At 54.5% G+C, this 26,400-nt stretch carries 23 protein-coding genes and 1 pseudogene; 16 read left to right on the plus strand and 8 right to left on the minus strand.

What is annotated here, in order from left to right:
- The first annotated feature begins 77 nt into the window (after positions 1 to 77).
- The 3 genes from C454_RS17695 to C454_RS20000 all read left to right on the plus strand — a co-directional run bounded on the left by C454_RS17695 (position 78) and on the right by C454_RS20000 (position 3,089).
- Complete coding sequence (locus tag C454_RS17695) at positions 78 to 1,754, plus strand: transposase (protein ID WP_049905258.1); 1,677 nt, start codon at positions 78 to 80, stop codon at positions 1,752 to 1,754.
- Positions 1,755 to 1,947: 193 nt separating this feature from the next.
- Positions 1,948 to 2,370 carry an ArsR/SmtB family transcription factor gene (locus C454_RS17700; RefSeq protein ID WP_152421551.1) on the plus strand — a complete coding sequence of 141 codons (423 nt, stop codon included), beginning with the start codon at positions 1,948 to 1,950 and terminating at the stop codon, positions 2,368 to 2,370.
- Between the two features lie 146 nt (positions 2,371 to 2,516).
- Positions 2,517 to 3,089, plus strand: a complete 573-nt coding sequence (locus C454_RS20000) for a hypothetical protein (RefSeq protein ID WP_004977678.1) — start codon at positions 2,517 to 2,519, stop codon at positions 3,087 to 3,089.
- A 7-nt stretch (positions 3,090 to 3,096) separates the two neighbouring features.
- Here the strand turns inward: C454_RS20000 and C454_RS20435 are convergent, their stop codons facing one another.
- On the minus strand, positions 3,097 to 3,876 hold the full coding sequence (locus C454_RS20435; RefSeq protein WP_455428729.1) for a transcriptional regulator FilR1 domain-containing protein: 780 nt from the start codon (positions 3,874 to 3,876) through the stop codon (positions 3,097 to 3,099).
- 145 nt (positions 3,877 to 4,021) lie between these two features.
- On the opposite strand from C454_RS20435, the gene C454_RS20440 reads away from it, so the two are divergent.
- Positions 4,022 to 4,813, plus strand: a complete 792-nt coding sequence (locus C454_RS20440; protein WP_152421553.1) for a hypothetical protein — start codon at positions 4,022 to 4,024, stop codon at positions 4,811 to 4,813.
- A gap of 61 nt (positions 4,814 to 4,874) precedes the next feature.
- On the opposite strand, the gene C454_RS20445 is transcribed toward C454_RS20440, so the two are convergent.
- The gene (locus C454_RS20445) at positions 4,875 to 5,840 is read right to left on the minus strand and encodes a hypothetical protein (protein WP_152421554.1); all 966 of its coding nucleotides are present in this window, start codon (positions 5,838 to 5,840) and stop codon (positions 4,875 to 4,877) included.
- A gap of 485 nt (positions 5,841 to 6,325) precedes the next feature.
- On the opposite strand from C454_RS20445, the pseudogene C454_RS17715 reads away from it, so the two are divergent.
- Positions 6,326 to 6,855: pseudogene (locus C454_RS17715) on the plus strand (GNAT family N-acetyltransferase).
- 117 nt (positions 6,856 to 6,972) lie between these two features.
- Here the strand turns inward: C454_RS17715 and C454_RS17720 are convergent.
- The 3 genes from C454_RS17720 to C454_RS17730 all read right to left on the minus strand — a co-directional run bounded on the left by C454_RS17720 (position 6,973) and on the right by C454_RS17730 (position 10,069).
- The gene (locus C454_RS17720; RefSeq protein ID WP_049905259.1) at positions 6,973 to 7,785 is read right to left on the minus strand and encodes a DUF6036 family nucleotidyltransferase; all 813 of its coding nucleotides are present in this window, start codon (positions 7,783 to 7,785) and stop codon (positions 6,973 to 6,975) included.
- Positions 7,782 to 8,705: a helix-turn-helix domain-containing protein gene (locus C454_RS17725; protein WP_004977684.1), complete on the minus strand. Its 924-nt coding sequence runs from the start codon at positions 8,703 to 8,705 to the stop codon at positions 7,782 to 7,784. The genes C454_RS17720 and C454_RS17725 overlap by 4 nt, the downstream gene beginning before the upstream one ends.
- Before the next feature lie 389 nt (positions 8,706 to 9,094).
- Positions 9,095 to 10,069, minus strand: a complete 975-nt coding sequence (locus C454_RS17730; RefSeq protein ID WP_204365854.1) for a hypothetical protein — start codon at positions 10,067 to 10,069, stop codon at positions 9,095 to 9,097.
- Positions 10,070 to 10,347: 278 nt separating this feature from the next.
- On the opposite strand from C454_RS17730, the gene C454_RS20575 reads away from it, so the two are divergent.
- Together C454_RS20575 and C454_RS17735 are read left to right on the plus strand one after the other, a co-directional pair.
- The gene (locus C454_RS20575) at positions 10,348 to 10,503 is read left to right on the plus strand and encodes a hypothetical protein (RefSeq protein WP_160163089.1); all 156 of its coding nucleotides are present in this window, start codon (positions 10,348 to 10,350) and stop codon (positions 10,501 to 10,503) included.
- Positions 10,504 to 11,175: 672 nt separating this feature from the next.
- A complete protein-coding gene (locus C454_RS17735) occupies positions 11,176 to 12,072 on the plus strand; it encodes a hypothetical protein (protein ID WP_004977686.1) in 897 nt (298 codons plus the stop codon).
- Between the two features lie 240 nt (positions 12,073 to 12,312).
- Here C454_RS17735 and C454_RS17740 read toward each other — a convergent pair whose 3' ends face one another.
- Positions 12,313 to 12,687 (minus strand): PadR family transcriptional regulator, encoded by a 375-nt coding sequence (locus C454_RS17740; protein WP_004977687.1) that lies wholly within the window; start codon positions 12,685 to 12,687, stop codon positions 12,313 to 12,315.
- Between the two features lie 1,548 nt (positions 12,688 to 14,235).
- On the opposite strand from C454_RS17740, the gene C454_RS20015 reads away from it, so the two are divergent.
- The 6 genes from C454_RS20015 to C454_RS20025 all read left to right on the plus strand — a co-directional run bounded on the left by C454_RS20015 (position 14,236) and on the right by C454_RS20025 (position 20,728).
- A complete protein-coding gene (locus C454_RS20015) occupies positions 14,236 to 15,000 on the plus strand; it encodes an IclR family transcriptional regulator (RefSeq protein WP_081605253.1) in 765 nt (254 codons plus the stop codon).
- A gap of 85 nt (positions 15,001 to 15,085) precedes the next feature.
- Positions 15,086 to 16,105 carry a Bug family tripartite tricarboxylate transporter substrate binding protein gene (locus tag C454_RS17745; RefSeq protein WP_239639952.1) on the plus strand — a complete coding sequence of 340 codons (1,020 nt, stop codon included), beginning with the start codon at positions 15,086 to 15,088 and terminating at the stop codon, positions 16,103 to 16,105.
- Positions 16,106 to 16,133: 28 nt separating this feature from the next.
- On the plus strand, positions 16,134 to 17,558 hold the full coding sequence (gene tcuA / locus C454_RS20020) for an FAD-dependent tricarballylate dehydrogenase TcuA (protein WP_004977692.1): 1,425 nt from the start codon (positions 16,134 to 16,136) through the stop codon (positions 17,556 to 17,558).
- Positions 17,555 to 18,085 carry a tripartite tricarboxylate transporter TctB family protein gene (locus tag C454_RS17755; RefSeq protein ID WP_004977694.1) on the plus strand — a complete coding sequence of 177 codons (531 nt, stop codon included), beginning with the start codon at positions 17,555 to 17,557 and terminating at the stop codon, positions 18,083 to 18,085. Before tcuA ends, C454_RS17755 begins: the two co-directional genes overlap by 4 nt.
- Positions 18,086 to 19,594, plus strand: a complete 1,509-nt coding sequence (locus C454_RS17760) for a tripartite tricarboxylate transporter permease (protein ID WP_004977695.1) — start codon at positions 18,086 to 18,088, stop codon at positions 19,592 to 19,594. It begins immediately after the preceding gene.
- Positions 19,595 to 20,728, plus strand: a complete 1,134-nt coding sequence (locus C454_RS20025; RefSeq protein WP_004977699.1) for a 2-methylaconitate cis-trans isomerase PrpF family protein — start codon at positions 19,595 to 19,597, stop codon at positions 20,726 to 20,728.
- On the opposite strand, the gene C454_RS17775 is transcribed toward C454_RS20025, so the two are convergent.
- Positions 20,701 to 22,095 carry an SLC13 family permease gene (locus tag C454_RS17775; protein ID WP_204365855.1) on the minus strand — a complete coding sequence of 465 codons (1,395 nt, stop codon included), beginning with the start codon at positions 22,093 to 22,095 and terminating at the stop codon, positions 20,701 to 20,703. The genes C454_RS20025 and C454_RS17775 overlap by 28 nt on opposite strands.
- Before the next feature lie 409 nt (positions 22,096 to 22,504).
- Between C454_RS17775 and C454_RS17780 the strand changes: the two genes are divergently transcribed.
- A complete protein-coding gene (locus C454_RS17780) occupies positions 22,505 to 22,996 on the plus strand; it encodes a hypothetical protein (RefSeq protein ID WP_049905263.1) in 492 nt (163 codons plus the stop codon).
- A 238-nt stretch (positions 22,997 to 23,234) separates the two neighbouring features.
- On the opposite strand, the gene C454_RS17785 is transcribed toward C454_RS17780, so the two are convergent.
- Positions 23,235 to 24,425 (minus strand): orc1/cdc6 family replication initiation protein, encoded by a 1,191-nt coding sequence (locus tag C454_RS17785; RefSeq protein ID WP_004977707.1) that lies wholly within the window; start codon positions 24,423 to 24,425, stop codon positions 23,235 to 23,237.
- Between the two features lie 497 nt (positions 24,426 to 24,922).
- Here C454_RS17785 and C454_RS21070 point away from each other — a divergent pair, with 497 nt between their 5' ends.
- Together C454_RS21070 and C454_RS17795 are read left to right on the plus strand one after the other, a co-directional pair.
- Positions 24,923 to 25,261: a hypothetical protein gene (locus tag C454_RS21070; protein WP_004977710.1), complete on the plus strand. Its 339-nt coding sequence runs from the start codon at positions 24,923 to 24,925 to the stop codon at positions 25,259 to 25,261.
- Positions 25,262 to 25,334: 73 nt separating this feature from the next.
- Positions 25,335 to 26,354 (plus strand): M78 family metallopeptidase domain-containing protein, encoded by a 1,020-nt coding sequence (locus C454_RS17795; protein WP_004977713.1) that lies wholly within the window; start codon positions 25,335 to 25,337, stop codon positions 26,352 to 26,354.
- Positions 26,355 to 26,400: the final 46 nt, after the last annotated feature.

Below are 26,400 nucleotides of genomic sequence, written 5' to 3' on the forward strand. Positions count from 1 at the left end.
CGTCAGCTTCTGTAAGAAGCGGGCCTTTTCGTTAGATGTAGACGTGTTCTTGAGGGGGCCAGAACGATTGTCCGGTAGTGGCCATTACTACTGAATCTCGGAGAACCGTCTTTCGACAAATTGCACGACTGTCGTACGTTGAGTGGCCAGCGTACGATTCGACACCGTTGTACGACCGCACCTCACTTACCGGATTAGAGTCGGATGTCCGGATCGTCTCAGGAGCTTGGTTCACGCACCATGAGCACATCTCTGTTGAGCAGTTCGTCTCCGAACTTCCGCTGGCCTACTTCCAATTCGAGGCCCACGACTGCTACGAGGACCCGACACACTACGAGATGGACACCCTGTTTCGCGTGTTCGTTCTGAAAGAACTTCACGGATGGGAGCACGAAACAGCACTCTACGAGTACCTCGAAAGTCATCCGGAACTTTGCGAGCGGCTTGGGCTGGAGACAGTGCCTGACCAATCGACACTCTGGCGCAGTTGGCACACGCGCTTCAGCGATGAGCTTCGCGAGACGGTCCAGAAAGCGGCTCGAACGATTCTCATCAAAGCGCAGAACGCCGATGTCACCGTCCCCCGCGAACCGGAGCAGATCCTCCCGGCTCGTTGCGATGACGTGGACGAATCGGTTCCAGACGACCGAGCCATTCTGGACAACACCGATAGAGTCACCGAGCACGTCAGCCGTGTCGTGTTCCCTGCGTTCTCGCTCAATCGTGGCGAGGGCTGTGAGGTCCACGAGCACGCTTTCTGGGACCTACAGACGTATCTCGGACTGCGCGAGCGGCTGGCTGCAAACGAGGGTGCTCGCAGTTTCGTCTACGAGTCAACGCGGGAGCGGACACCACTCGGACACGCCCACCGCGACCACATTCGCGATCTCTCTATCGAGCAGATTCGAGCGATGTACCGGCAGGCGATTCGACGACTCATTGATGAGGTCGCAGAGACGGAGACGTTCTTCCGGGCAGGGATCGTCGCTATCGACATCACCGAGGCTGCTCCCTTCACCGGCGACCGGACCGGCCACGAGGACGAGATCATCGGGACGAAAGAACAGACCGACGAGTACGCCTATCAGTGGGCGACCGTCCAGTTAGTCGGCAACGCCGTCCCGATTGTGCTGGACGCGCGCCCCGTCCGAAAGGGGGAGACACGACTGGAAATCGTCGAGGATTTGCTAGATTCGGCTGAGGACCTCGCCCATGTCGATAACGTCCTGATGGACCGGGAGTTCGATAGCCAGCACGTTCTGGAGATGATCAGCCAGCGCGGGCTCTCCTACGTCGTTCCCAAGCGGATGCAGACCAGCGAGAAGTCTCAGGCAAAACGATTGCTCCAGCGCGATCAAGACCGGTACGAGACCGACCGCAAACTCCATCTTGGGAAGAACGAGTGGCACGAGACGACGCTGATCTACCGCCGGAAAAAAGATTCTGAGCACGACGATTATCGGCAGTACTCGGTGTTCATGACGAATGGGGCCAGTGGCCACCTCACCGAGTACGGCTACAGGTGGGAAATTGAGAGTGGCTACAGATCGATAAAGCGATTCATGGCCGCCACTACGTCGAAGAATTTCGGCCTTCGATTCTTTTATTTCGCGTTTGCGTGTCTCCTGTACTCGATTTGGCGAGCAGTCGATTTGTTGGTGCAGGTTGAGTTGACCGGTGAATATGAACATTCGCCGATCGTGACGGCCGACAATACGCTGACGCTGCTGAAGAAGGAGACTGGAATCGGGTAGATAGGCACTCTGTCTGGGTTAGCGCGCCGTCTGAGTGGCTACACTATTGGAAGTCTCGAATATTCACCCATACGATCGGAAGTGTGACAAGAATGGCCGCTTGGAGAGTGATCTGAGGTAGTTTCTACGATCGCATCGGTCAAATTCACGCATCACAGCCTCGTTAAACCCACTGTAGTCTCAACTTCCAGAAATTTACGACGATCCTGCTGCCCCGTCGGAAATTGCTGAGCGTCTGAATATGTCCGTTCAGAGTGTTTCCTACCATCTCGAGAACCTCTCAGAGGCAGGCATCATTCAAGTAGCCGATACGATGTATTCAGAGAAAGGCAAGGAGATGAAGATTTACGCTCCAGCTGACAACCCTGTTGTACTCTTTGTCGGTACAGAGAACCGAAAACACGGGCTCAGAGACGTCATCAAGAGATTGCTCGGTGCGACAGGCCTCGTGTTCCTTGGTTCAGTCCTGCTCTACATATATCGCGGCTTCGGAGTTGCGACCGGTGGGGACACGTCGCCACTCAAAGACCTACTTGCTACGCCCGGCTTCGAGTTTCTACTCGGTGGTCTCTTCATGTTGCTGCTGGTCACAAGTTGGTGGAGATGGAACACGTGAGTCTGCAGCACAAGGAGACTGTGTAAGAGCCAGCTGTGGGTGAACGCTTTCGCACCTCGTTCAAAATGGATTTTGAGCTAAGAGTTCTATTAAGTCCCGACCGGGCCAACGGAAGAGTATGCAGCACAACGAGGTGGAGACGTAAAATGGCCCTTCCGGTCGGCCTCATCCCAACGTTCGCGTTCGTCATGACAGTCGGTATTCCTGTGACGGTTGCACTCTCAGCACACCTTTACAATCGCTCCCAAGAGGGTGCGATGAGAGACGCTCTCCGTGTCGCAGTTATCGAAGCGGCGCTTCTTTATACGGTCGGGATCTACGTCATTTGGTCAATTGCAGGCGGCGGTTCGCTCTGGGGACTTGTCGCAGCACTGGCCGTTGTCGGAGTCTTTTGTCTCATCTTCCTCCTAGCTGTCCCACTTTTGGTCGGACAGTGGTTAGTGGAACACGTACGGGACGTGCCCTCAGACACTGCTTTGAAAGCGGTGGTCACTGGATGGCCGCCTGCGATGCTTCTGGTGTTCGGAATCTTCATCGCCCCAGGGGGACTCACTGCTGGTCATCTCTTCGATATCGAGGGACCACAAACATGTCTCGCTGGCCACTGTGGAATCGCCATTGGATTGCTTGCAGTCACGGCCCTCGAAGGTCTCATCGCAACCTTCGGCCCCGGAGTTGCAGGCCTCCTTTTCACAACACACACTACTAAGAGCGCGTGAACTGTGGTTACGTCATTTTGACTGCTTCGGGACCCACAAGTGTACTCGAACTATGATGTGACATGTACAAATCGGTGGCCCACTGGTAGGCCTTTGGTGCCGTGGTCTCAATGGTTCCAAGGATACGACCGTTATCGTACCCCACTAAGCACGTACTGGGTGAGGAACGGTCAGTGACTAACAGAATAAACGGAATTTCGCTGGAAGTGGTCCGTATTCCTTTTCTTTCTATGAGAGGCCCTAGCTCCGCTCTAACCGCCGACTTCCGTTCAAGCGTTGCAAGTGAGTCTTCCTCTACAACCACTTCTACCTCAGCTTCGGCCATGTGATCCGAGAGCGCAGTGATGACTTGAGGGATGAACCCAGGAATAAGTACACGGAGAGTGCTTTTTCCTGAAGCGAACTCTGAAACTGCGCTAAAGGGTTTGTTAGGTGCATAACGGGTGGGGAGAGTAACAGAAGCATCTTGAAAGAGGTGAGGGACGAGGTCCTCCCCATCCATTGATTGGATAATTGCCTCTGCTTTGTTTACTGTAGTACTCATTTCATGGAGATCAATCACTTCCTCGAAGAGAATTTCAGCAAGGGGTGTCGGTGAATAGTTCCCCCGCTTCTCGACGAGGAGTCCTTCTTCAGCTAGGTCATCAAGTGCGCGGTACACGGTTGATCGAGAATCACCGACGTAGTTAACAAGTTGTGTTCGATCAGTGACGCCACTGACAACGTGCTTCATTATTTCTTTCCGTTGGAGGAGCAGTTGGAGTTGCCGGATTGGTCTTTGCACCATTATGTATGCTCTAAAACATTATTCACTGATGATACTACTGTAAAAGTGCTGTCTGATCTTGCAGCATTCATGATTGCGCGACTGGTCACGGTCTGCGAATCTGTGCAGAGGATATCAATATCAGAAACGGGTGAAATTACCACCCATGAGCATTCAGACTATTGTGGATCGGCTCAAGAACCCCAAATACACTGGTACCAACCGATGTCTGAAGTGTACCTACGTAAACGTCGCCATCGCATCTGTTGGAGGTGGGATAATCGCATTCTATGGGACTCTACTGCACGCTGGTCTCGCATTCGTCGTTGCCTTGTGTGTGATCTACTTCTGGGGGTACCTCATCCCTGGGACACCTCGAATCACTAAACAATACTTCCCAGCATCCCTCTATTCCGTGTTTCATCACACTCGGGGAAATGAGTCCCAACAGGGGTTTGAGGGCGTTTTTGATGTTGAACAAGTGATCGTACAGAATAATATTGCATCACTGGAAGAGGAAGACCTCCAATTAGATCCTGCATTCCGGAATGACTGGAGCAACAAAATCACATCAATGAGCTTCGAAGATGCAGCGTATGGATTGGAAAGCTTCCCCAATATTAAAACAGAACTGACGTTCCGGAATACTGGTGGAAAATTCTGCGCAAGGCACTTGGGAGAACAGTTAGCAGTATGGGAGTCGAAAGAAGCATGCATTGCCCACTTTGCTGGAATGGAAGTTCTCCCAAGCCACCTCCAAACAGAGGATCAGTATACACTCGAAGAACAGTACCAGCTGGTTGGCTCCCTCCGATTGTTCACCCCAATATGTCCTTGTGGTGGGGGGATCACTGAAAAGATTGAAACGATAGAATCCTGTTGTGACATTCGAGAAACCCTCGTGCTGAACTGCAGCGACTGTGGGGCTCAACTCTTTGAGATGCAAGACCCCCCGTAGTCAGCAAAGTGTCTACTCTCCTAGCTGTCTGGATACCTAAAAATGTGGCAGGGAGTAGTGATTAGTCGAACGAGATATTCTCGTTATTCTGGATATAGTATCCAGCTGTCCCTACAGCATTCCCTTGCTGTGCCGTGTCTCCACTGCACGTCTTGATCCCGTCTCGGTCATAGTACCGGTAAGATCCGACATGAGTAATGTAGGCGTCGCCGTCTCGGAGGACATAACACGGACTGCCAGAGTCACCGTTGGCGAAGTTCGTAGTCGATTCGACACCTTCGTCATGGAAGTTCATGCACGTGAAGGTGAAGCTCTTGTCGGAAGACACGATCTGCCCAGTAGTCAGGCCAGTCGTCACACCCATGTTGTACACATCCTCACCAGACGACGTTGCCATTGAGTCGATTTTGGTCTCTGAGACTCGGCCACCGACCGATGGGTAGTCGTTGTTGTCGTCAATGTAGGACATGAAGGATCCACCGTTGCGTTCTTCAATGAGAACATAGTCACCCTTCCGATCATAGGTGGACACTTCACCGATCTTTGTCCCTCCATTATTCCGTCCCCGATGGGCGCCTCGCCCAGTAATATCTCCGTTTTTCGCATCGTTACAGTCATCCCAGAAGACATGGGCGCAGTGAAGGAGACGGTCCTCTTCGGATCCACCAGGATCATGGACGACAGCACAGGTCGCGGTACCCCAGCCACCGTTAGTCCACCCAACGAGTTCGCCACCGCCCGCACTGGATTCGTCACTGCTGTTATGACACCCAGCTGGACCGTGATTGGTTGGTGCTGCTTCAGTGGTGACAGGAATGTCATCCGTCGCCGTGGGGACACTTGCTGTACTTAGCTTGTCCTGGACTTGTACTCGAATCTTCAGCCCCTTCTTTTTGCCGAACTTCGTCTCTTGTCCCACAAGACCGATAGAAAAGACGTTGTCGTCGTCTCCGAGCTGCTTGAGCAGTTTCGCCTTTGCCTCGCGTGCGTGTTCTCTATGTTGAAGCCAGTCCTTTGGAACTTCCATATATTCGACGACTTCATCCCTTCGGAGCAAAGCAGGCACTTCCGTCGTGGAAGGGGCTGCGCTGGCGGTTGACGTGAAGAGACTGCCTCCAGCGATTGTCGTTGCCCCAAGGGTACGGAGAGCATCTCGCCGAGACACTGAATCGATTCTAGAACTGCGGTTCGTTTGGTTATCTTCTGATGGTGACATCTTTGACACCGGTTGAGTGACTATCGCTTGTAATATTATTTTCAAAGAACGCTCACTTTGTCATAGGGTGAGATTTCAAGTGGGGCTTGATTGTGGGCCAGAATCTGAACCGCAGTTCACTCAGGTATGCGGGCGGTATGTATTTGGATTGTGGAATTATTCTATGGCACATTCCCATACTGAGATCAGCTAATTTGAAAGACAAAAGGAAGTCAATTATCCCGCTCCTAAGCCGAGATTCTATCCACCTCTGGCCACCAATTCCGACCACAGACACGGTGGTCGGTGTACCTTCTCTGAGTGATTGCCCACACCCGCCGACGACAGCCGAGCGAGCAGCCGTCCGTCGCTACATCGAAGACCTCTGGGTTCCGTACAACCGTGAACTCGAAGGGATTGTGGATTCCTTTTCGCTCGCTACCGATGTCGACATCGTGGCGAAGGAACTCGAACATCGACTCAGCCGCCACGAAACAGAGAGCTACCAAGCGTGGATCGCCGTCGACGGCTCACACGACGAAAGTGACCTCGCCGATACCAGCGGAGACTTTGTCGGGTTCATTACAACCGATATCGACGAGTCGCCGACTGTCTTCGACCGTCCCGACCGGCTCGTCATTTGCGATATCTATATCAAAGAGCCGTACCGCGGCACCGGCTTATCACGCGACTTGGTCGAATATGCTAAAAGACGGGCTATGAAAGTGGGTGCGCCGAACTCAAACTCGAAGTCGACGTGGAGAATGAACATGCTCTCGCGTTCTATGAAAAACTCGGCTTTGAGCCCTCTCGTCACACCATGGTTGCCAGCGTAGAGGAGAGCTAACCTCCGGACGAAATGCTCCCGTTCGTACGAGATACACCCGCTGTCTGTGTCACGCACTTCCTGTCACGGCTGAGGGGTTCAGCAGAGCCTCACGGCCGCACTTGCGCTCCCCCGTGATCAGATCGTCGTTGCGCGACGTTCGACACGCCCATCGGTGACTGCGACGGCGTCTTTCTCTTCCAGTCGTCGCACAATCTCCTGGACGGCCGCTGCAGGCCAGTCGAGTTCCTGTTGCAGGGCAGCCACCGACTTCGGTTCGTCAAGCGCGTGCAGCACTTCGAGCTCCTCGTAGACGCGCTCGGTGAGCTCCGCCACGGGGTCGTGCAACGGCGTCGTCACGTTGTGTTGTTCGGTGAGATCGGTCAACGCTTCATTGACGTACGTCACGAACAGTTCTTGGTCCAAGAGTTCGATCTGCGTCTCGAGTTCCGCTTCGACGACATCGAACTCGAGGCCGGTCTGCATCAGCGAGAACATATCCTCGATATCGTCCACCCGACCGGCAACCGCTTTGAACAGGAAGATGTCTTCTGGACTCACGAGCTCGACCACGAGATTTCCCGGGTCGAGATAGCGTTCGCTCCGCTCACGAATGCCTGGAGACAGAATCAGCTTGCCGATCACCTGCTGGTTGAAAACGTCGATACGACACCCGTCATCGTTCTCGAGGATGCGCTGGGCACCGAGTTCTTCGTACTCTTCGTCCGGTTCCCGGACGATATCGTATCCCAGTTCGAGGAGCACCGCCTGTAGCTGACTCAGATCGTCGCCGGAAGAGACGATGAGGTCGATATCTTTGGTCGTCTCTTTGAGTCCGCGAAACGCCATCGACCCACCGCCAATCAAGAAGACGGTGAGTGGGTTGTCCAGCTGCTGGCCGATGCGCTCGAGTTCTGAGCGAATGTATGAGCTATCAAACCGTGCCCTCATAGCGCCACCTCGTACTCCTCAGCCAGTTCCTGGAAGTCCTCCCACTCGGGGAGTCGCGACGTCCGCTGGGCACCGCTGGTGTCGAGATACGTGTAGAGGTCGTCGACGACGTCGTCGACGCCGTACTTGGTGGCTTGGGCTCGGAGTTCGTCGCGGTCGATGTCGACGTGACTGAGCAAGAGTAGACAGTATGACTGCGTTCGTGCGCCCGAATCGACCACGAGCATGTGGGAGCACAACATCTCCGGCGAGAGCTCGCTCGTCGCCTCCGAATAGAGGTAGTACCGGCGGTCACGTGCCAACAACGGGAGGCCGTACCGCTGGAACTGGTCTGGGCCTGTCGGGATGAAGTGTTCGTCAGCGATTTCTATCGTCGTCTGCACAAGGAACTCGCCCAGAGACTCCCACAGAATCGTGTAGGTGTCGGTCTGTTCTTCGACAGTCTGACGGTGGACGTGATGGGCAAGCTCACGAGCGAATACGCTCAGCTGTTCGAAGCCGTCATTCAGTGCGTACGCGCCGTCGTCAGTTTGGTAGACGATTCCGCGATGCTGAAGCGGGGCAAGCGTACGGTGGACGGTACTTCGGTGGACGTCGGCGCGACGTGCGAGTTCGGTCGCTGTCCGTGGGGTGTCGAGGTAGTAGCACACACGGATGGCTGCCCCTGACAACAGCTCCGGCCAGTCGATGTGTGAATACTGTTGCGTGAGGTCCGTGAGTAACTCGAGGGCCTTTGCGTCCGACAGTCGAGTCCGCTTTGTTTTCCCCTGTCGACGTGTCTCGACGAGGCCAGTCGTTTCGAGGCGTTCGATGAGTTCTGAGGTGTAACTGAGACTCCGATCGAGATTCGTCGCAAGTTCAGAGACCGTCTGCTCACCGTGGAGGGCAGTGAGGGCGCGAACCTCGCCTTCTGTGAGCATCCTGTTGCATACTAGCGAACCAATATATAAATCAGTTCGGTATTTTGCAACGCAGAGCTGACTCTATCAAGGACGTAGGCACAACAGATGAAAGCCCTCGGCCGTTCACGGGCGACGACGCCGCCCGTTAGCTCGGGAGAGTTTTGCTCTCCCAGCGCTCAGCATGCCGCGGCTACGTGAGACTGCGTCTCACCTGCTCCTGTTCGCTTCGCTCACTGGAACCCCGCTGCGGTCCTCATGCCTGCGAACTTTACGGGTTCAGGGGACGTTCAGGGCGACTCGCGCCGTGGTCTCGGGAGACGCAGTCTCTCGGGAACCGAGACGGTCTCCTCCTCACTGAGTCCGAAAGGATGTCGGCTGTGTCAACTAACGGGGAAGCAGCCGAGTTACTACTGGACAGATGTGATTCCCTTCGACTCCCGCAACTGTTGATGTATTCTCTTGGCTTCAGTTAAGAGTGCGTCTGCAGCCTTATCCGGGGTGTTGACGACACCGTCCAACGCTGATTCCATCGTTTCCTGAGAGATATCTTCTGCTAGAACGCGTAGATCAGGGTCGCCAAGCTCAGATGCAATCTGCTTTTGTTGACGGTCGATTGAATCGATTTGCGATGGGGAGAGAACACCGTGAGCAAGAAAATGGATGTCCCCATCTCGAACAAGAGAAATCGGGCTAACCGGGGCAGAATTTATCAGACCTTGGAGGTCGTCTACGCCCAACATATCGTCAACTACCTCTGACGCTGTCTTCCACCCGTTATCGAACTCTTCAGTGTTAATAGCCGAGTAGACTTCGTCAATATTCTTTCGTGTGGCAAAATAGATTCCAGATGGGAGGCCATTGTTGGGCTGCTCGTCGACCAGATCTTTTGCCCACTGCTCAACATCACTATCGCTATCGACCGATTCAGGTACTTGACTTGGAGGGATTATTTTCAAAGCCCCTGCAATAGCTTCCGCATTGTATTCGTTATTGAGCTTATCTTTGAGATACGTATTCTCGCTGTCTTCACCCTTATCGGCGGCAGCAACAAGAATTATTGACAGAGAGTTCTCTTCCTGATATCGTTCGACCAGCATTTCCCGGTCGTATCCCTTTCGCTCCATAAGGTCGAGGACACGTTTTTGCTGTTCAAGTCGTTCTTCAGCAGCCTCCTTGTCCCTTTTTTCGGCATTTGCCATTTGGCGAGCCTCGGCCTGTTCTTTTTGTGCTCGCGCGAGAGCATGGATTAATTCCTTCCGCTCTTCTCGGTCGTCATCATCCTCCCCAAGATCAAGTCCTAGCTTAGACAGAATGTTTTGCACGACCGTTTTTACGGTCTGTCCAATAGCTTTCGACGCGATCAGTTCCCCAATACCAAGCACTAGCGTTGAATATTCTCAAGATGTGTCTTATAAGTAGTCCAACCGTAGTGAAAGTGAAAATATGTATTGAGAGGACCTTCTAGGAGAAGCAATCCGATACCGTCTCCTCAAGTGTAATGTCATGAGGATGCGCTGGCTAGAGTTCGATCNTATGTATTGAGAGGACCTTCTAGGAGAAGCAATCCGATACCGTCTCCTCAAGTGTAATGTCATGAGGATGCGCTGGCTAGAGTTCGATCACCCGAAGCCTATTCACTCTTTGACACACTGCTAGAATCATGGTGAATATCAAAGAAAAGAACGGCGCAATTCTAATCACAGTCAACGGCCGCCGCGGGCCAATCCACCGGTCGGTGTCAGTCGAAGATGCCGAGGAGCTGCTACAGGATTTAGAGACCGCAGTTGACTCCGCGAAAAAGAATAACTCCGCCTGAAAGTGCACTCGTGATAGTGCCACTATCCACCAGAAGCCGAACGAGAAGCTCTCGTGGTTGATATTTCAGACACATTTTGATCGGAACGCGGGGTGTCGCTGCGGGCATACGAACATTCTCCTTGAAAGCCCTCGGCCGCTCGGCATCCCGCGACCACCGCTGCGCTCCTCGTGCCTGCGGTGCTTGCGGGGCCGGGGGACGACCGAGACGGCCTCGCCCTTTCTGAGTCCGCCAGGATGGTGGCTGGGTTACTGAGCGTCGAGAGTGGTTGAACGGTGTTTCTCTACGGCCCGCCCCGCTCGCCGCTGCCGCCCTCCGCGTCGCTCGCGACCGACCATTCCGGGCATGCGGGCGCTCTCCGCACCGCCCGCGCCCGTTCCGGGCTAAAGTGAATCTGGTCTCGACGCCAGCATTAAGCGCGTTTTCGGTTGCGCCCCTCGCGGGCCGGACACGAGAAACGGCTTAAAGCTGGACGCTTGCTCCGGGCGGGTCGGCGCGCGGTGCTGGTTGGGTGGCCTCCCTATGGCGCGCTCTCGCTCGCGCCCCAGGGGGCGCTCGCGAAGGCGCGAGCGAGAGCGCGCAGATGATTCTGTCGGTAGGTGTCGTCGGAAAACCGCGATGTAGGAGCATCGCGGTGTCGGGCGCTGAGCGCCTTCGGATCAGTGAGATCCAATGTCAAGTAAGAACGTCTTTGGTAATGAGGTTTCGGTCGATGAACAGGCATTCGAAAAAGCAGACGAAACGGCGGTCGACGAAGACGGCTTCGAGGTCGTCGATGAGACGCCGAAGTTTCAGGCGACGGTGCAGATGGAGGTGCAGGCAAAGGTCGATGCGAACCACCCGGACGGGATGGTCGACACCAGCGACGAGCGGATTTACGGTGCGACCCTCGAACAGGAAGAGCGCATTCGGGCGCGGGAAGCTGAACTGGAGCGCATCAGTGCCCAGGCAGAGCTGGGGACGCAGGAAGGTCGGGAGAAGCGGACGCGAGACATCGCGGCGAGGAGGAGCGCTGAGCGGCGTGCAGAGTTCCAGAAGCGGGCGGCGAGCGTGAACCCGATGGCTGACCCGGAACGAGGCGATCCTCGTGCAGAACTCACGCAGGAGCAGTTAGCGGTGGTGAACAAGCAGTCGATGCGGCTGGCGAAGAAGCTGGATGGCTGGTCGCGAGCGGCGATTGGTCGGCGGCTGGGTGAAGCCGTCGTCGGTGGGAAAGACCTGATGAGCGCGGTCGTCGGGGTGTTCGAGGAGTTGCAGACGGCTCCTGGGACGGTGGTTCCCATTGGGAAGCTCGAGGACGTCAATCGCAAAGAGGTGAGCATCGAAGGTCGTGTGACGCAGCTTTGGGAGCCGTCGAGTTCAGCGATTTCCCAAGTCGGCCTCATCGAAGACGAGAGTGGGAAGACGAAGCTGACGTCGTGGATTTCGAGTGACCAACCCTGGATCGAAGAGGGCGAGCGCGTTCGAATTCACGGGGCAGCGAAGAACTGGTACAACGGGCGCATCTCCGTAGCTCTGACCGGGTGGAGCACCGTGATATTCCCAGAGCGCGGTCGGTGGTGGGAATAGCCGGTCGTCGCGGCCTTCTTTTTTGCTACGTGCCGGACCGACCCAGGCCCCACCTCCCCACCCTCCGCTCCGTGCTCGCTTCGCTGCGCGCGCAGCCACGACCTCTGTTACTGGAGAGAACGTGGTCCCGTCTCCGATGGCAAATTGAAACGAGGAAGGAGAGAAAAACACGTTGTGAGACGTCTGAGTGCCAGTTGCTCATCTCGTTCGTGAGTCTCACTCTGGTCTGACTTTCCCAGGTTATCCTGTGAGTTCGCTGGTATACTGCTGTTCCCAGTCATCGCGTGCTTCGATTTCTCGGCGACCGCGAGCGGTGATCGCGTAGACGTTCGTTCGGCGGTCCTTTTCGCCTTTGTCGAGCAGTCCCTTCTCGACGAGCGTGTCGAGGTTGGGATACAGGCGGCCGTGGTGAATCTCGGTTTCGTAGTAGTCCTCGAGTTGGTCTTTGATTGCGAGCCCGTGTGGCTCGTCCAAGCCGGCGGNATACAGGCGGCCGTGGTGAATCTCGGTTTCGTAGTAGTCCTCGAGTTGGTCTTTGATTGCGAGCCCGTGTGGCTCGTCCAAGCCGGCGGTGACATACAGCAGGTCGCGTTGGAACCCGGTCAAATCGTACATTTTGCTGCCCGCAGCTAGTTTAAGAATACATATACGTTTGTTGGCCATCGGCCGGGTTTCAGAGCGGCCTCGCTGGACGAACGTTTATATCGGAAGATACAGCCACGACGCGGTATGCCGCCAGAGCGTGATCCGACCGCGGAATTTCGATCGTATGGCGAAGCGACGCAGATTCCCGACGTACAGCTGGAACCCGATCACGCCGAGCACAGCGACGCAATTCCAGAGCATGACTACCCTGCTGGTGACGATCTGGACACGGACACCTGTCAGACCTGTGAGCGGGCCATTCCCCCCACTCAGTGCCAGTGTCGATTCTGCCTCGAGCAAGATGTCTCGGCTCCAGACAGCACCTCAGCGCCCCGCGAGCAATCACTCCACGGCATCATCTGTCTGCTCGTTCCGTCACAGTCACCGCGGGGTGCACTCGCAAAAGGGACTGCAGCAGCCCGATTACTGCAGCGTTCCCACTCATCTCGTATCGACGAGTGTACACTCATTGCGGCGCTCGAACAGTCGCTCGCGGCGCCACTCCGAACACGGTGGGGTCACCTCCCGGACGTCGTTCCAGCGACTGGGTCACGTGCTGATGGCTTCGTGGCGAAAGCACGGTCAGTCTCGTTGTGGTCCGCTTCTCCTTCGACGGAGGGTTCTGCTTCCCGGTGGTACGACGCTGCTGGGACGCAGATTACTGAGAACTCTCGTCGTGAGCAGTTGCTCTCGGACTCGGAGACGTGGGTTGTCCCAGCGATTGCGCTTCGACGAATGTCTGTCGATGCCTCGCCGTCACAGCCGACATCTACCTCACCAACGCGGCAACTGCTCCGCTGTCAGTCGTGTGGCGAGCAGACACCGCATCGGTTCGACTCACGCGACGACAGCCCACCCGCAGCGTGGGCTGGAGAGCCTGTCTGGCGGTGTTCCGTGTGCCGAACACCGCAGTACGGACCTGAGCTGAACGCCTGACGCTGGAACTATGGCCAGATTCCACTAGGATTCTAGGAATCTAACCGAAACCATCTGGTTCAGACTGAGTTTGTATCTGCCATTACAGTACTATAGTTTGTTCTTCTGAAAATGAGAGTTCCCATCAGTGCTCGCAAGATGCTATTCATCACGAAATTCTTGCCACTCAGATGTGCTCCGATCTCTATGCTCGGCCATGATCGGATACCGCGCGCAAGTTAGATTCGATTTTAATCACTATGGAATATTTCTCTTGGAGAAAATTCCTTAGATAAATGGGTGAAAATTATATTCTTTTTATCATACATAGTACAACTTACAGGGCTGAATATCGTAAAACCTCAAATATGGGTGCATATGGACCAATACCATCGCTAATCACCGTATTAATGGTTCAAGGATTGTCTCTATCGAGACTAAACCACACCATTCTCTCCAAAATAATTCACAATATCTGAACCTCCCTGTAAACGACTCTTTGCCTTACTCACTCCCAATTCGGCTTCTCTGAGTGTGAAATAAGCCTCATTTAGGATTCACAAATCGTGAACACTTTTGACTCCCCTGATGAAATGGTCTAATATGCCCGGGAATGAATCTGGTCGCTCTCTCAAGACGCTTGAAAATGCCTTAGAAATCATTGATATAATTCAGGAACGAGATGCGCTTACTATTGGCGAAATCACTGATGAAGTCGGATTCGCGCGGAGTACTGTTCATGGGTATGTCAAGACGCTTGAAAACGAAGACTACCTCACCAAACAGAACGGAAGTTATAAGCTAGGGATGGCGTTTCTCGACAAGGGTGGGGACGTCCGGATCCGAGACCAGCAGTTTCGAACAACGATTCCGAAAATCGAAGAAATAGCCGAAGAAACCGGTGAGCGAGCTCAATTTATTGTCGAAGAACATGGTGTTGGGACATACATCCATACAGCGATTGGGAACAATGCTGTACGGGCTGATTCTCGGATTGGGAAGCGAATAAACTTGCACGCCAGCTCGGCAGGTAAATCTATTCTCGCTCATCTTCCGCGTAGTCGTGTTATAGAAATTATTGACCAGCACGGCCTCCCGGCATTAACTGAAAACACGGTCACAGACCGAGAGGCTCTCTTTGACGAATTACAGAAGATACGCGACCGCGGATACGCAGTCAGTGACGAGGAGTCTATCGGGGGACTGAGAGCTGTTGGTGCGCCGGTTTTGAGTAATGACACCGTCATCGGTGGCGTGAGTATCTCGGGACCTGCACATCGAATCAAAGGAGAGAGATTCCGCTCTGAGCTTCCGAACTTCCTCTTGGGCGTGACAAATGAACTCCAGCTGCGATTAGAGTACCAGTAGCGTCACTTCTCGTGAATACAATCAGTAGTGCTTCATTATCCTCATCATCGTTAACCTTATTAGTTAAACCCCAATCGTCCGGTGCATGGCACATGACACCAATGCCAGTATGACACGCCGTGGCTTTATGGCCGCAGCTGGTGCCGGAACCGTAGCACTCTCAGGTTGTAGTGCGGTCCAGAGTGAGCTCCAGGGTGGCGGTGGCGAATACCCTAGTGAAGATATCTCCTATATCGTCCCTTTCAGTCAGGGCGGCGGTACCGACACTTACGCTCGGAAGATTATGCCCCAAGTTTCCAACGAACTGGGTTCTGGGATCGCAATCGAAAACGTACCAGGAGCTGCCTCGCTGAAAGGGGCTGCTGAGATCCTTCGGTCCGAGCCCGATGGATACACGTTTGGTGGATTCAACCCACCGTCAACGCCGATCTCCTACTTGGTACACCAGCCGGATTGGGATATGACGAAGCTCATGCCCGTCTGTACGTACGCCCGGACGCCCTACGGAATCTTTGCGAATCCAGAGCATAACATTGGGGGCCTCAAAGACCTCGTCAACCGTTACCAGTCTGGAGATCTCAAGCAATTCGCAGGGCTTGGACGCGGTGGCATCGTCAACCTCGCTGCTATCGTGATGAAGAATGACTACGGTCTGAACTACAACCAATATGTCGCTTACGACGGCGCTGGACCTGCGATCAAAGCGGCTGTTTCCGGTGAAGTCCCCGTCGTCGCAACTACTGACACTGCGGCGCAGAGTGCCGTTGAATCGGGCGATCTCGAGGTTGTCTCGATTCTCTCGAGTGAGGGGAGTTCTGTCTTCCCTAAGGCACCATCCCCGTCGGACACCGGTTTCAAAAGCATCGACTACATCGGCCAGCTCACTCGGTGCATGTTCCTACCGCCTGAAACACCTACGGATATCCGCGATACCCTCGCAGAGGGTGTTAAGGCTGCACTCCAAACCGATGAAGTGCAGACCTGGTCAGAGCAGACTGGAAATATTGTCGAATATGGCTCTCACGAACGCGCTAAGAAGGCCTTAGTGAACTCCATCAACACAATCCCGGATAAAGTCAACATGTCAAAACTTCGCGGCGAATAACACTCGAAAGCATCAACAAAATCCTACAATGAACGCATCTGGGTACACTAATACGTACAATTACGATATTGTTGTCGTCGGCAGTGGTACCGCTGGCCTCGCGACCGCGCTCCGCGCTGCGGAACTTGACCGTACTGTTGCCGTCCTTGAGAAAGCTCCTCGTGAACATCAGGGCGGACACACTCGATTCAGCGAATCGTTCCGTGTTCCCTCCGTTGGGACTGACCTTGAGCAGTATGGCTTCGAGTTCGACATCAAAGACTACACTGCCGACGAGTTCTACGAAGATATTCTTGATCAGACTAGTGACCGGGCAGATCCGGACCTCGCTCGCTATCTCGCCGAAAACGCCGGCGATACCCTTGAGTGGCTCACCGGTTCCGCTGGCGTTGACTGGCAGATGGAACCGCTTGCCGTTGGGTATACCGTGGCGCGCACGTGGTTCGATGGCGAAGAATATGTTGACACTGTCACTGAAGCTGCTGAAAACGAAGGTGCAGACTTCCACTTCAAGACTGAAGCTCGTGGGTTCTACCGAGATAGTGATGGTAGCGTCGTCGGTGTGGATGCGATAACTGACGATGGCCCTGTTCGATTTGAGGCTGATGCCGTTGTCCTTGCAGCCGGCGCATACAGTTCGAGTGACGAAAAGCGCGTTCGGTACTATGGACGTGATTATGACGCGATGAAGGTACGTGGCAGTCGATACAACACTGGCGAAGCACTCGAAGCAGCCAGCGATATCGGTGCTGATCTCGTCGGTCAGTGGGGTGGTGCCCATATGGCACTTATTGACGCTGCTAGCCCGGACGTCGCTGGTGGTGCAAATCGTGTCGATGGCTACCAGTACGGCGTCATCGTGAACGACGAAGGAGAACGGTTTGTTGACGAAGGTCAGGACGCTCGTGCACATACTTACGCGAAGTTTGGCCGTCTCATCTTTGAGGAACCAAATCACGTCGCGTACATTGTCGTCGACTCGAAGGTTCACGATCTCCTCCGCGCAACTGGACCGTCGGATCCCACCATCGCGGATAATCTCCCCGATCTTCTGGACGAAGTCGGATGTGGCGACCCCAAGACAGCTGTTGCAAACATTGAAGAGTACAACGCTGCCTGCGATCCAGGTGAGTTTGAACCAGAGGTTCTCGACGGGAACGAAGCAACTAGCGTTACACCCCCGAAGACGAATTGGGCACTCCCCATTGATGAGCCCCCCTACTACGCGTATGCCGTCACTGGTGGTATCACGTTCAGCTTCGGTGGTGTCCGCACTAACACCGACGCAGAAGTCATCGATAGTCGCGGCGAGACGATTCCGGGACTCTACGCTGCTGGGAACAGCACCGGCGGGCTGTTCTTCGACAACTACCCTGGTGGAACTGGCCAAATGAACGCGGCCGTGTACGGAAAAACGGCGGCTGAGTCCGCTAATGAGTTTATCCAAAAATGAGCACATCCAAATCCTCGGTGACGGATCGACTCACGGATATAGTCCGCGGTGAGCATGTGTTCGCCGCGCTACTAGTCACACTTGCCGTGTATATGTTCGTCACAGCCTACGACTTCCCACCGGCAGCGCGTCTCTTTCCACAGGCCGCGTCTGGACTTGTCTTGGTCGCAGCCGCGCTTCGCGTCCTAAACAACGTCATTCCTTACGAATTCACCAAAGATGACGCTGTTGTACTCAGTGGCTCTGATGCCGATGGGTCGTCGACGTCAGAGACGGAGATGAGTGAAGACAGTGCGGAGAGTGGAGACCTAATCCGCATGATAGTCCTTGGTACGCTCATTACAGGGTATATCTTCCTTGGGTACGCCATTGGACTGTTCTGGGTAACTCCGATCTTTGCACTCGCCCACCTCATCTACACGGGTCAGAAGTGGTGGGTAACAGCGATCATCACCATCGGGCTCACCGGGGTTGCCTATGTCTTCGTTGCGCTCATGAACCTTGACATCGTTACTGGAGGACTCTAAATGGTAGACCTTAGCGTACTCTTCCATGCAATCGAAACGGTGGTCTCATGGCCGGGGATTGCGCTCCTGGCGCTCGGTGTCTTTATTGGCATCATCGGCGGTGGTCTGCCCGGTGTCGGAGGGGCACTCACCCTGGCGATTGCGACACCATTCACACTCCAGATGGGAGACATCACCGCGATCATCTTCCTCATCGGGATATACAATGGGGTCATGTACGGGGGTAGCATCTCTGCAATTCTATTCAATGTTCCTGGCTCTGCGTCTGCAGCAGCGACGACGCTTGAAGGCTATCCGATGGCAAGAGTAGGACGTGCTGTTGACGCACTTACTATCTCAGCTGTTTCCTCAGCCATCGGCGACTTCCTCGGTGGAGTGGCCGTTCTCGCGATCCTTCCTGTACTCGTGTCAATCGTCCTCCTGTTCGGGACACCTGAGTACTTCTTAGTCGCAGTCCTTGGACTCTCGCTCATCATGGTCGTCTCTGAAGGATCGTTCCTAAAAGATGCAATGGCGGGCGGGTTCGGCGTGATGCTTGCAACTGTTGGGATCGCACCAATGCTCCCAACACAGCGATACACGTTTGGCCAGCTCGGCCTTCACAACGGAATCAGTTTTGTCGCAGCCCTCATTGGGATTTTCGCAGTTTCGGAGATGCTCCGTCTAAGTAAGCAGGGCGGGACGATTTCGCGTGGTGGCGATGTTGACATCGGAGGGAGTGTCCGATCGGGTATTCGGACAGTCCTTTCAAAACCCCTCACGCTCATCAAGTCATCCATCATCGGCTTGCTTATTGGTGCAGTTCCGGGATCCGGAGGGTCTGTCTCAACGTTTATCGCGTACGGGGAAGCAAAACGTGCATCTAACAATCCTGAAAAGTTCGGAAACGGTTCCGAGGAGGGTATTATTGCCACAGAGTCCTCAAACAACGCGACTGTAAGCGGATCGCTAATTCCGACACTGACGTTCGGTATCCCGGGAAGCACCACAACCGCCGTTCTCATCGGTGCGCTCATGCTTCACGGGATCCGCCCTGGACCAGCACTCTTTGGCGCACAGATCAACCTCACATACTCGATTTTCGTCTCACTCGTCGTATGTAGTCTCATCATCTTTGCCCTCGGCCTCCTCGTAGTTCGGTGGGCAGGCTACTTGACGACGGTGAATACCTCTGTGATTATTCCCATCATTATCGTGCTGTCCGTTTTGGGCGCGTTCTCGCTCAATTCGAACTACATCGACGTATTCGTCGTGCTCGCATTGGGGATTGTCGGGTACTTCATGGAGTCGTACGACTACTCCATCGTCGCGTTCCTTCTGGGACTCATTCTTGGTCCCATTGCGGAGGAAAATCTCTCCAGATCGCTCTCCCTTAGCAACGGAAGTTTGGATATTTTCTTCGCAACCCCCCTTCGACTACTGCTGATCGTCGCGACGGTAGTGATCATCGTCGGGCCGTACCTCGGTCCGGTGCTGAAACAACAACTCGGCTCAACCTCAAACGCTTAAATGGATCAGAATTCACTGCAGTGCGCCCTCGTTCGCGGAGGCACCAGCAAGGGAGTTGCTGTCGCTCGCGATGAACTCCCAGAAGAGAACACCAATACAGCGCTCCTCTCGCTGTTCGGCAGTCCTGATGAGCGTCAAATCGATGGACTTGGTGGCGGAACATCGACGACATCCAAACTGATGATCGTCGAAGAGAGTAATCGAGATGGCATTGACATAGACTACGAATTTGGTCAGGTCAGTGTCCGTGATCCGACCATCGATTATGGAGGGAACTGCGGAAACATGACGACTGTCGTTGGACCGTTCGCTGTCGATCAAAATATGATCGATGTCCCCGACTACGGTGAAACAACAGTTACGCTCTATAATAAGAACACAGAGACACGTATCGACCAATCCTTCGAAGTCGTCGGCGGTCGTACAGCTACTGTGGGCGATCACAAGATCCACGGTGTTCCTGGTACTGGCGCTCGGGTTGACACGACGTTCTACGATCCGGCCAGCACAATTGAAAAAGGACTCTTTCCGTTCAATGAACGGGTAACGACACTTGATGTCGATGGAAGGTCTGTCGAGATGACGGTCTTAGATGTTACAACTCCCGTTGTTTTCGTCCGAGCATCTGACCTCGGTGTCACTGGCACGGAGCTGCCCGAAGACATCGATAACAATCCTGAGTTCCTTGACCGGATTGAGCAGATTCGAGCGACCGTGTGCACGGAGCTCGGCATCGTCAATTCTCCTGAGGATGCAACCGTCGAATCGCCTGGCTTCCCAAAGATAGCGTTCGTCGCGCCGCCAACCGATTACGAAGCGACCGTAGGCCACGTTACTGAATCGGAAATCGATATTACAGCTCGAATCATGAGCATGCAGTACCTTCACCCAGTATATGCTGTGACAGGTGCATCGTGTACTGCAGCCGCGACACTACTTGAGGGGACGATTCCAAATCAGGTCGCAGATGCCCCCGATAGTGGTACGGTTGAGTTGGGACATCCGAAAGGAAAAATGTCGATCGAGGCCAGCGTCAACGGTAACAACACGGTAGAGAGCGTAACGGTCTCGCGTACACACCGACGCCTGATGGAGGGTCAGGCGTTCTATACGCTTGAGACAAACGGCCAGTAGAATAGCCATGCGGTAGTGCTAACTCCTAACGAGAGAAGGAGTGTTACGACGCCGAACTTAGCAACCTCTCTCTGTTTTAGTGGCCCCTCTTCGTACGCAAGCAGGGCGGAGGTTGTGTTGAACGGAAGAAACGTCGTTCCACCAATAACGATGAGCAGTGCAAATGAGAGATAAAGTTGGTTCACACCCAGTTGTTCCCCAATCCGAAGCGCGAAAGGGACAACAACGAGCAGCGCCGCAGACCCAGTAGAGAACACAGTACGAATGGCGACTGCGACCAGAAGAAGAATACCAATGCTTGCGAACGTGGGGAGAGCGTGAAGCGGGATTGTCTCTAAGGTCTGGTTGATAAGCAGTTCCACAACGCCCGTATTCGTGAGTGCCTCAAGTAAAGAAAACATTGCACCGATGAGAAAGAGCACGTTCCAGCTCACGTCCTCGACAGCATCTGCACGGATAATTCGGATCTTGGGGAGTGCAAGGATAAGGACTGCCGCAGCAGCTGGAAGAATGGTAGGGATCCCAAGGAAAGATCCGATAATCCACGCAAGGACGGTTCCGGACATCACAGTGGCAACGATCTGTTGGTCACGGTTGAAGCCAGTAGCAGTATCTTTTGTCATCGGTTTCTGAATATCTGGATAACTGAGCGGATAGAGCGCGAAAACGGAAACAGCACCAAGCAGATATAGGACTACTGCAGGAGGAACCATGTATAGGGCCCATTCCACCCACGTGAGGGGACCGACGAGCGAGTGAATGAGTCCAGCAGTGACTACAGCCATACCACCGCCAGTCATGAGTCCAATGGATGCAAGTGGGTTTACTTGGCCAAGGATCAAGAAAGCAGTTTGCGAGAAGTCAGAACTGAAGGAAAGATCAAAAGAGGTCCGAAGACGACGAACTACAGGAATTAGTGTCACGGTCCGAGCCGCAGCAGAGGGCATAAAGACAGCAAGAGAGAGTAGTGCCGCTGTTAGCGATTGAAGTGCATGCGTTGGGGAATTTTTGGTCCCAAGGAGGCGGTCTGCGAGTCGGGTATCCAGATTCACTTCGGAAATCGTGTTCCCCAACAGAAAGAGTAGAAGTAGAAAGAAAACGAGCGAAGAAGAGAACCCAGATGCAGCATCTTGGACGGAATTTGAGACGCCAAGTGCATAGAGGAGCATGACTGCAGTGACGCTTGAGATCACATATGGAACAGCGCGAATCAACCACAGAAGAAGTGTCGCAAGGAAGACTGCTGTCGCGGTCAGACCAGTCTCTGTCATTCCCGTTGGCGGAGTAGCTATGAGTCCGCCAGAAACGATCACGACCGCACCGACAAGACCAAAGATGGAACTGCGATCTAAGAAGTTGCTTGTCACAGTTATCTTCCTATTTATTTGAACTAAAATCAGATGTTTCCGGCAATCGATTTGATATATCCTGAGGAAGTTCCGATGATGACCCCATCAGACGCGTTATTCCAACTGCTTGTGTGTTCTCCAAGCTTGAGGGGAATATGGCCCAACAGCGAATTAAGGAGGGTTTGCTGCGTGGATGGCAAACAACGAGTTCCATCATGGTCCGTCCACACTTGGCTTCGAGAAGAATGACCGGTTTCAGTCGGTGAGTTCAACAGTACCAGCGTGAGGTATCTTTCACCGTCTCGAGAGCACCCGTACTCGTGATCTCTGGTGTGTCGCAGTGAGTTGTGTTTGTGTGCGCCGGCGATGGGCGCCGGCGCAGGGGGTCGGACAGACTTCGACTCTTGAGCCGGTGAGGTGACGACGAATGCACCAGGTAATCTACGCACTCGTGACTGCATCGACAACAGACGAAGCCCTCTCACGGGCCGCCGACGTGTTCGACCAACTGGTGGGGGCCGCCCCGCAGGCCGAAGCGGTGTTCGACTACTATGTGACGTTCGATGACGACTCAACAACGGTCGCCGGCAGCGCCCGGTGGGGTGACCTCCCGGTTGCAGTGCCCGTTGACTCAGAAGACGGCCAGGAACTCCTCGAGCGCGGGTGGCAGGCGACGACACGCGAGTTCGAGCGGAATCTTGAGCGTGTTCGAGAGGGCGTTGACGACCTTGACGCCGCGGCGATTATGCGCGATGAGGACCTCGTCAGACATGCGTGCCACAATCTCGGGGCGTACCGTGGGCCGGCGGTGTACCTCTACGACGAGTTCGCTGACGGGGTTCGGCACCGCGAGCGACTTGAGCAGCTCGTCGGGTCGAACGACCATCTGTGGATCGTTCCCGCTGATGTCCATTACTAAGTCGACGCTGTGCCCAATGGTACTCCTGAGAGAGCCGCTTTCTGATCGTGGTATTGCTGTTCGGAACGTCGTCGACGACTGGCTGATAGCTATTGCGTTGAGTACACGCCGCTATCCGGCGATGTGGTAACCGACGAGTGGACTGTGTTCGGTGGGGCGTTGGCTACGATGTATCACGCTGCTGCGCGTACGACGGAGAGTGAGAGTACATTTCGTCTGTCTCACCGCACGCGACGTCTCATTCGGATTCAACCTCTTTGCGGGCGTCGATGATTATCTGTGGATCGAGGTCAAGTTCGTACTCGTAGCGGCGGCCACCTCTCTCACCATCGTTTTGTTCAGACCGCTGTAAGAAGCCAAGCATATGAAGATCAGAGAGGTGGTCCTGAATACTCTTTAGCGTCGTGAGTGGTTCCGAACCCCACTCTGTCGTAACTTTCTCGTAGTATGCTTTAATGTCCTTTGAGCGTGCGGGAGTCTTTTTCTGCTGCTCGAGATGTGCGATTGTTTCAAGAATGTACTGTGCATGGTCCGTCTGATCACGGACTCGGTTACTCAACCGCCCGCGTTGAACGAGCTCTTTCGCACTCTCGATGTGGTCGTCTTCTACTTTTCGGTCTTCATTCTTTTCGGCGACTTTTGCACCGACTCGGAGGAGGTCAATCGCCTGCCGTGCGTTCCCCATATCCTTTGCAGAGATTGCAGCCGCCATGGCGATGGCCGACCGATCACACGCGCCGTCAACGAACGCTCGGTCAGCACGGTCACGGAGAATTGTTTGCAACTCGTCCGCATTGTACGGGCTGAACGAGATCTCGTTTTCCATCAGCGTGTCTTTGACCTTCGACGAAAGTGACTGTCTAAACGTGTAGTTGTTGCTAATCCCGATAACACCAACCTGGGAGTTCGTGATATGTCCGTTAGATGAGGCCCGTGGAAGCTCATAGAGGAGCGTGTTGACGTCGTCGAGGTGGTCAATCTCGTCGAACACCAAGAAGTGTGTCCCACCTACCCGGTCAAGTTGCCGGTAGAGTTCTTCGAACGCGTCGCTAGTCCCGAGACCACGCTTTGGAAACTCACTCGCGTTTTCTGGGAGCAAACTATTCACAAGCTGCCTAACGACTACGAACAACGTCTTGCCGTTGCAGTTTAACTCGTGAATGTAGAGGTCGTCTGCTTGTTTTCGCTCCTCTGCTTCCGCTTTGAGAGCGTTCATCATGTACGTCGTAACAGCCGTTTTTCCGAGGCCGGCTTTCCCGTAGAGCATGATGTTCTCGGGAGCCCTCCCGAATAGGACATCCTGCAAGGCGTATCGGTATTCTTCGATCTCTTCGTCTCGTTCGAGAATTTCTTCTGGTTGATAATCTTCGGTGAGGACACTCTTATCGGAGAAAATGGTGTCCTCAAGGTCACTAAATGGGCCCGACATAACATGTTGTGTGAGTGTTTACGTAATAAAACCTTGTTTCGTTTGTCTCGTCTGTCTTCTCATAGAGTATCGAACCGGGCTAAAATCGGAGTGCTATTCCTCATTCACTAGAGGAAGACAGACGAAATGTACTCTCTCTATCGTCCTCTTGTACCTTCCAGCGTAGTGTGGCAGACAGACGAAACGTACTCTCATCCTCCCACTTCCACGATTGTATTCACGAGCTCGCAACCTCTCTGATGTGTCTCATTCAGTTCTATTGCGCGTTCAGCAGGTCTACACTACGGCGTTGTTTTTGCGCCGCCCAAAGGGGCGGAGGCGCAGTAACAGATGTTGATCGAGATTTTTTGCGCCCGTGATGGGTGCGGGCTGAAGNCACTACGGCGTTGTTTTTGCGCCGCCCAAAGGGGCGGAGGCGCAGTAACAGATGTTGATCGAGATTTTTTGCGCCCGTGATGGGTGCGGGCTGAAGACACAGTCCGTGTGACGTGATTTCCATGAGTCGCCAACAAACAGAGTCTGACGTCTCGATCGACGAGATTCCAGTCGATCTCGAACTCGTGCATTGTTCGGAGTTCACCCGAGCCGACGTTCCCGATGAAATCGAGTCGATTACGTGGTCTCTCCTGAGCGAACGGCCGCCGACAAACCCACTCGTCGTGCTCAAAGCCGCTCGCTGGTGGTACACCCACGGCACAGGTGAGTCCGATCCCGTGTACTGCTGGGCGATTGAGTGGGTTCGACACCTCACGACCGGCGAAGCGACTGCGAGCGGCCTGTTCGGCGAGTGTCGACAGTACCTTCGTAGCCTCGAGTGCGAGGATACCGACCAGTAGGTGTCTCGCCTGTTTTTTGTGCGCCCCAGAGGGGTGCGGCGCGTCCTGGAGGGACGCATCAGAACTGAAACCAATGGCAACAACGAGTTCCCCGTCGGTGTCGTTCGACGAGACCGACACGCGACACGATGAGATGCACCGCACGATCGAACAATGGCTTGCAGACCTCGCTGCCGACGTCGACGACGCTCGGGCGAGCGAGCAGTTCCAAGAATGGCTGGACGTCCAGAGCCGGTTCCACGACTACTCTCACCGCAACACACTCCTCATCACCCTCCAATGCCCCGAGGCTACGAAGGTCGCTGGCTACCGGACGTGGCAAGCAGAGTTCGACCGATACGTCGAGGAAGGCGAGTCGGCGATTTGGATTTGGGCGCCGATCATCACGACCCAATGCCCCAAGTGTGGGAACGCACCGAGCTACCACGAGACCAGCGAGTGTGAGTACGACGAGACGCCACCCGAGGAATGGTCGGAGGGACTCGTGGGCTTCAAGCCTGCACCAGTCTTCGACATTTCGCAGACCGAGGGCGAACCACTCCCAAAGCTGGATACGGCGGCGACCGGCGAGTGTGACACGCTCGTCGATGACCTCACTAACATCGCGTCGGACCTCGGCGTGACCATCCGCATCGTCGATCCCGATGACTGGCGACATGGTGAGGCGAAGGGTGTCTGCCAGTCACGGAGCGTCCAAGATCTCACCCCGCTCGTGGAAGTGAAGGACCGTCCGAACCGTGCCGACCTCGCGTCGACGATCATCCACGAGTACGCCCACGCGATTCTGCATTTCGACATTACTGACGCGACCGAGCGGGCGAAACGCGAGGTCGAAGCNGCGTCGACGATCATCCACGAGTACGCCCACGCGATTCTGCATTTCGACATTACTGACGCGACCGAGCGGGCGAAACGCGAGGTCGAAGCTGAGGCCGTCGCGTACGTTGTCGGTCGATACCTCGGCTTAGACACGAGTGGGTCGGCGTTCTATCTCGCGGCGTGGCAGGGCGAGGAGACAGACGTGCTGCAAGAGCGACTGGGTCGGATGAGCGGGACGGCTGAAGAGATTCTCTCAACACTCGAAGCGGTCTGAGATCTCTTATCTGTGGTTCAGTTGTCGGCCTTTGTTGATTCCTCTT

Source organism: Haloferax gibbonsii ATCC 33959 (assembly GCF_000336775.1).
Taxonomy (GTDB): domain Archaea; phylum Halobacteriota; class Halobacteria; order Halobacteriales; family Haloferacaceae; genus Haloferax; species Haloferax gibbonsii.

Bases quoted from the DNA above. Each gene is read 5' to 3' on its own strand.
- C454_RS20000 (WP_004977678.1), top strand. From the start codon at position 2,517: ATGGCCCTTCCGGTCGGCCTCATCCCAACGTTCGCGTTCGTCATGACA.
- C454_RS20435 (WP_455428729.1), bottom strand. From the start codon at position 3,876: ATGGTGCAAAGACCAATCCGGCAACTCCAACTGCTCCTCCAACGGAAA.
- C454_RS20440 (WP_152421553.1), top strand. From the start codon at position 4,022: ATGAGCATTCAGACTATTGTGGATCGGCTCAAGAACCCCAAATACACT.
- C454_RS20445 (WP_152421554.1), bottom strand. From the start codon at position 5,840: ATGGAAGTTCCAAAGGACTGGCTTCAACATAGAGAACACGCACGCGAG.
- C454_RS17720 (WP_049905259.1), bottom strand. From the start codon at position 7,785: ATGAGGGCACGGTTTGATAGCTCATACATTCGCTCAGAACTCGAGCGC.
- C454_RS17725 (WP_004977684.1), bottom strand. From the start codon at position 8,705: ATGCTCACAGAAGGCGAGGTTCGCGCCCTCACTGCCCTCCACGGTGAG.
- C454_RS20575 (WP_160163089.1), top strand. From the start codon at position 10,348: ATGGTGAATATCAAAGAAAAGAACGGCGCAATTCTAATCACAGTCAAC.
- C454_RS17735 (WP_004977686.1), top strand. From the start codon at position 11,176: ATGTCAAGTAAGAACGTCTTTGGTAATGAGGTTTCGGTCGATGAACAG.
- C454_RS20015 (WP_081605253.1), top strand. From the start codon at position 14,236: ATGCCCGGGAATGAATCTGGTCGCTCTCTCAAGACGCTTGAAAATGCC.
- C454_RS17745 (WP_239639952.1), top strand. From the start codon at position 15,086: ATGGCACATGACACCAATGCCAGTATGACACGCCGTGGCTTTATGGCC.
- tcuA (WP_004977692.1), top strand. From the start codon at position 16,134: ATGAACGCATCTGGGTACACTAATACGTACAATTACGATATTGTTGTC.
- C454_RS17755 (WP_004977694.1), top strand. From the start codon at position 17,555: ATGAGCACATCCAAATCCTCGGTGACGGATCGACTCACGGATATAGTC.
- C454_RS17760 (WP_004977695.1), top strand. From the start codon at position 18,086: ATGGTAGACCTTAGCGTACTCTTCCATGCAATCGAAACGGTGGTCTCA.
- C454_RS20025 (WP_004977699.1), top strand. From the start codon at position 19,595: ATGGATCAGAATTCACTGCAGTGCGCCCTCGTTCGCGGAGGCACCAGC.
- C454_RS17780 (WP_049905263.1), top strand. From the start codon at position 22,505: ATGCACCAGGTAATCTACGCACTCGTGACTGCATCGACAACAGACGAA.
- C454_RS17785 (WP_004977707.1), bottom strand. From the start codon at position 24,425: ATGTCGGGCCCATTTAGTGACCTTGAGGACACCATTTTCTCCGATAAG.
- C454_RS21070 (WP_004977710.1), top strand. From the start codon at position 24,923: ATGAGTCGCCAACAAACAGAGTCTGACGTCTCGATCGACGAGATTCCA.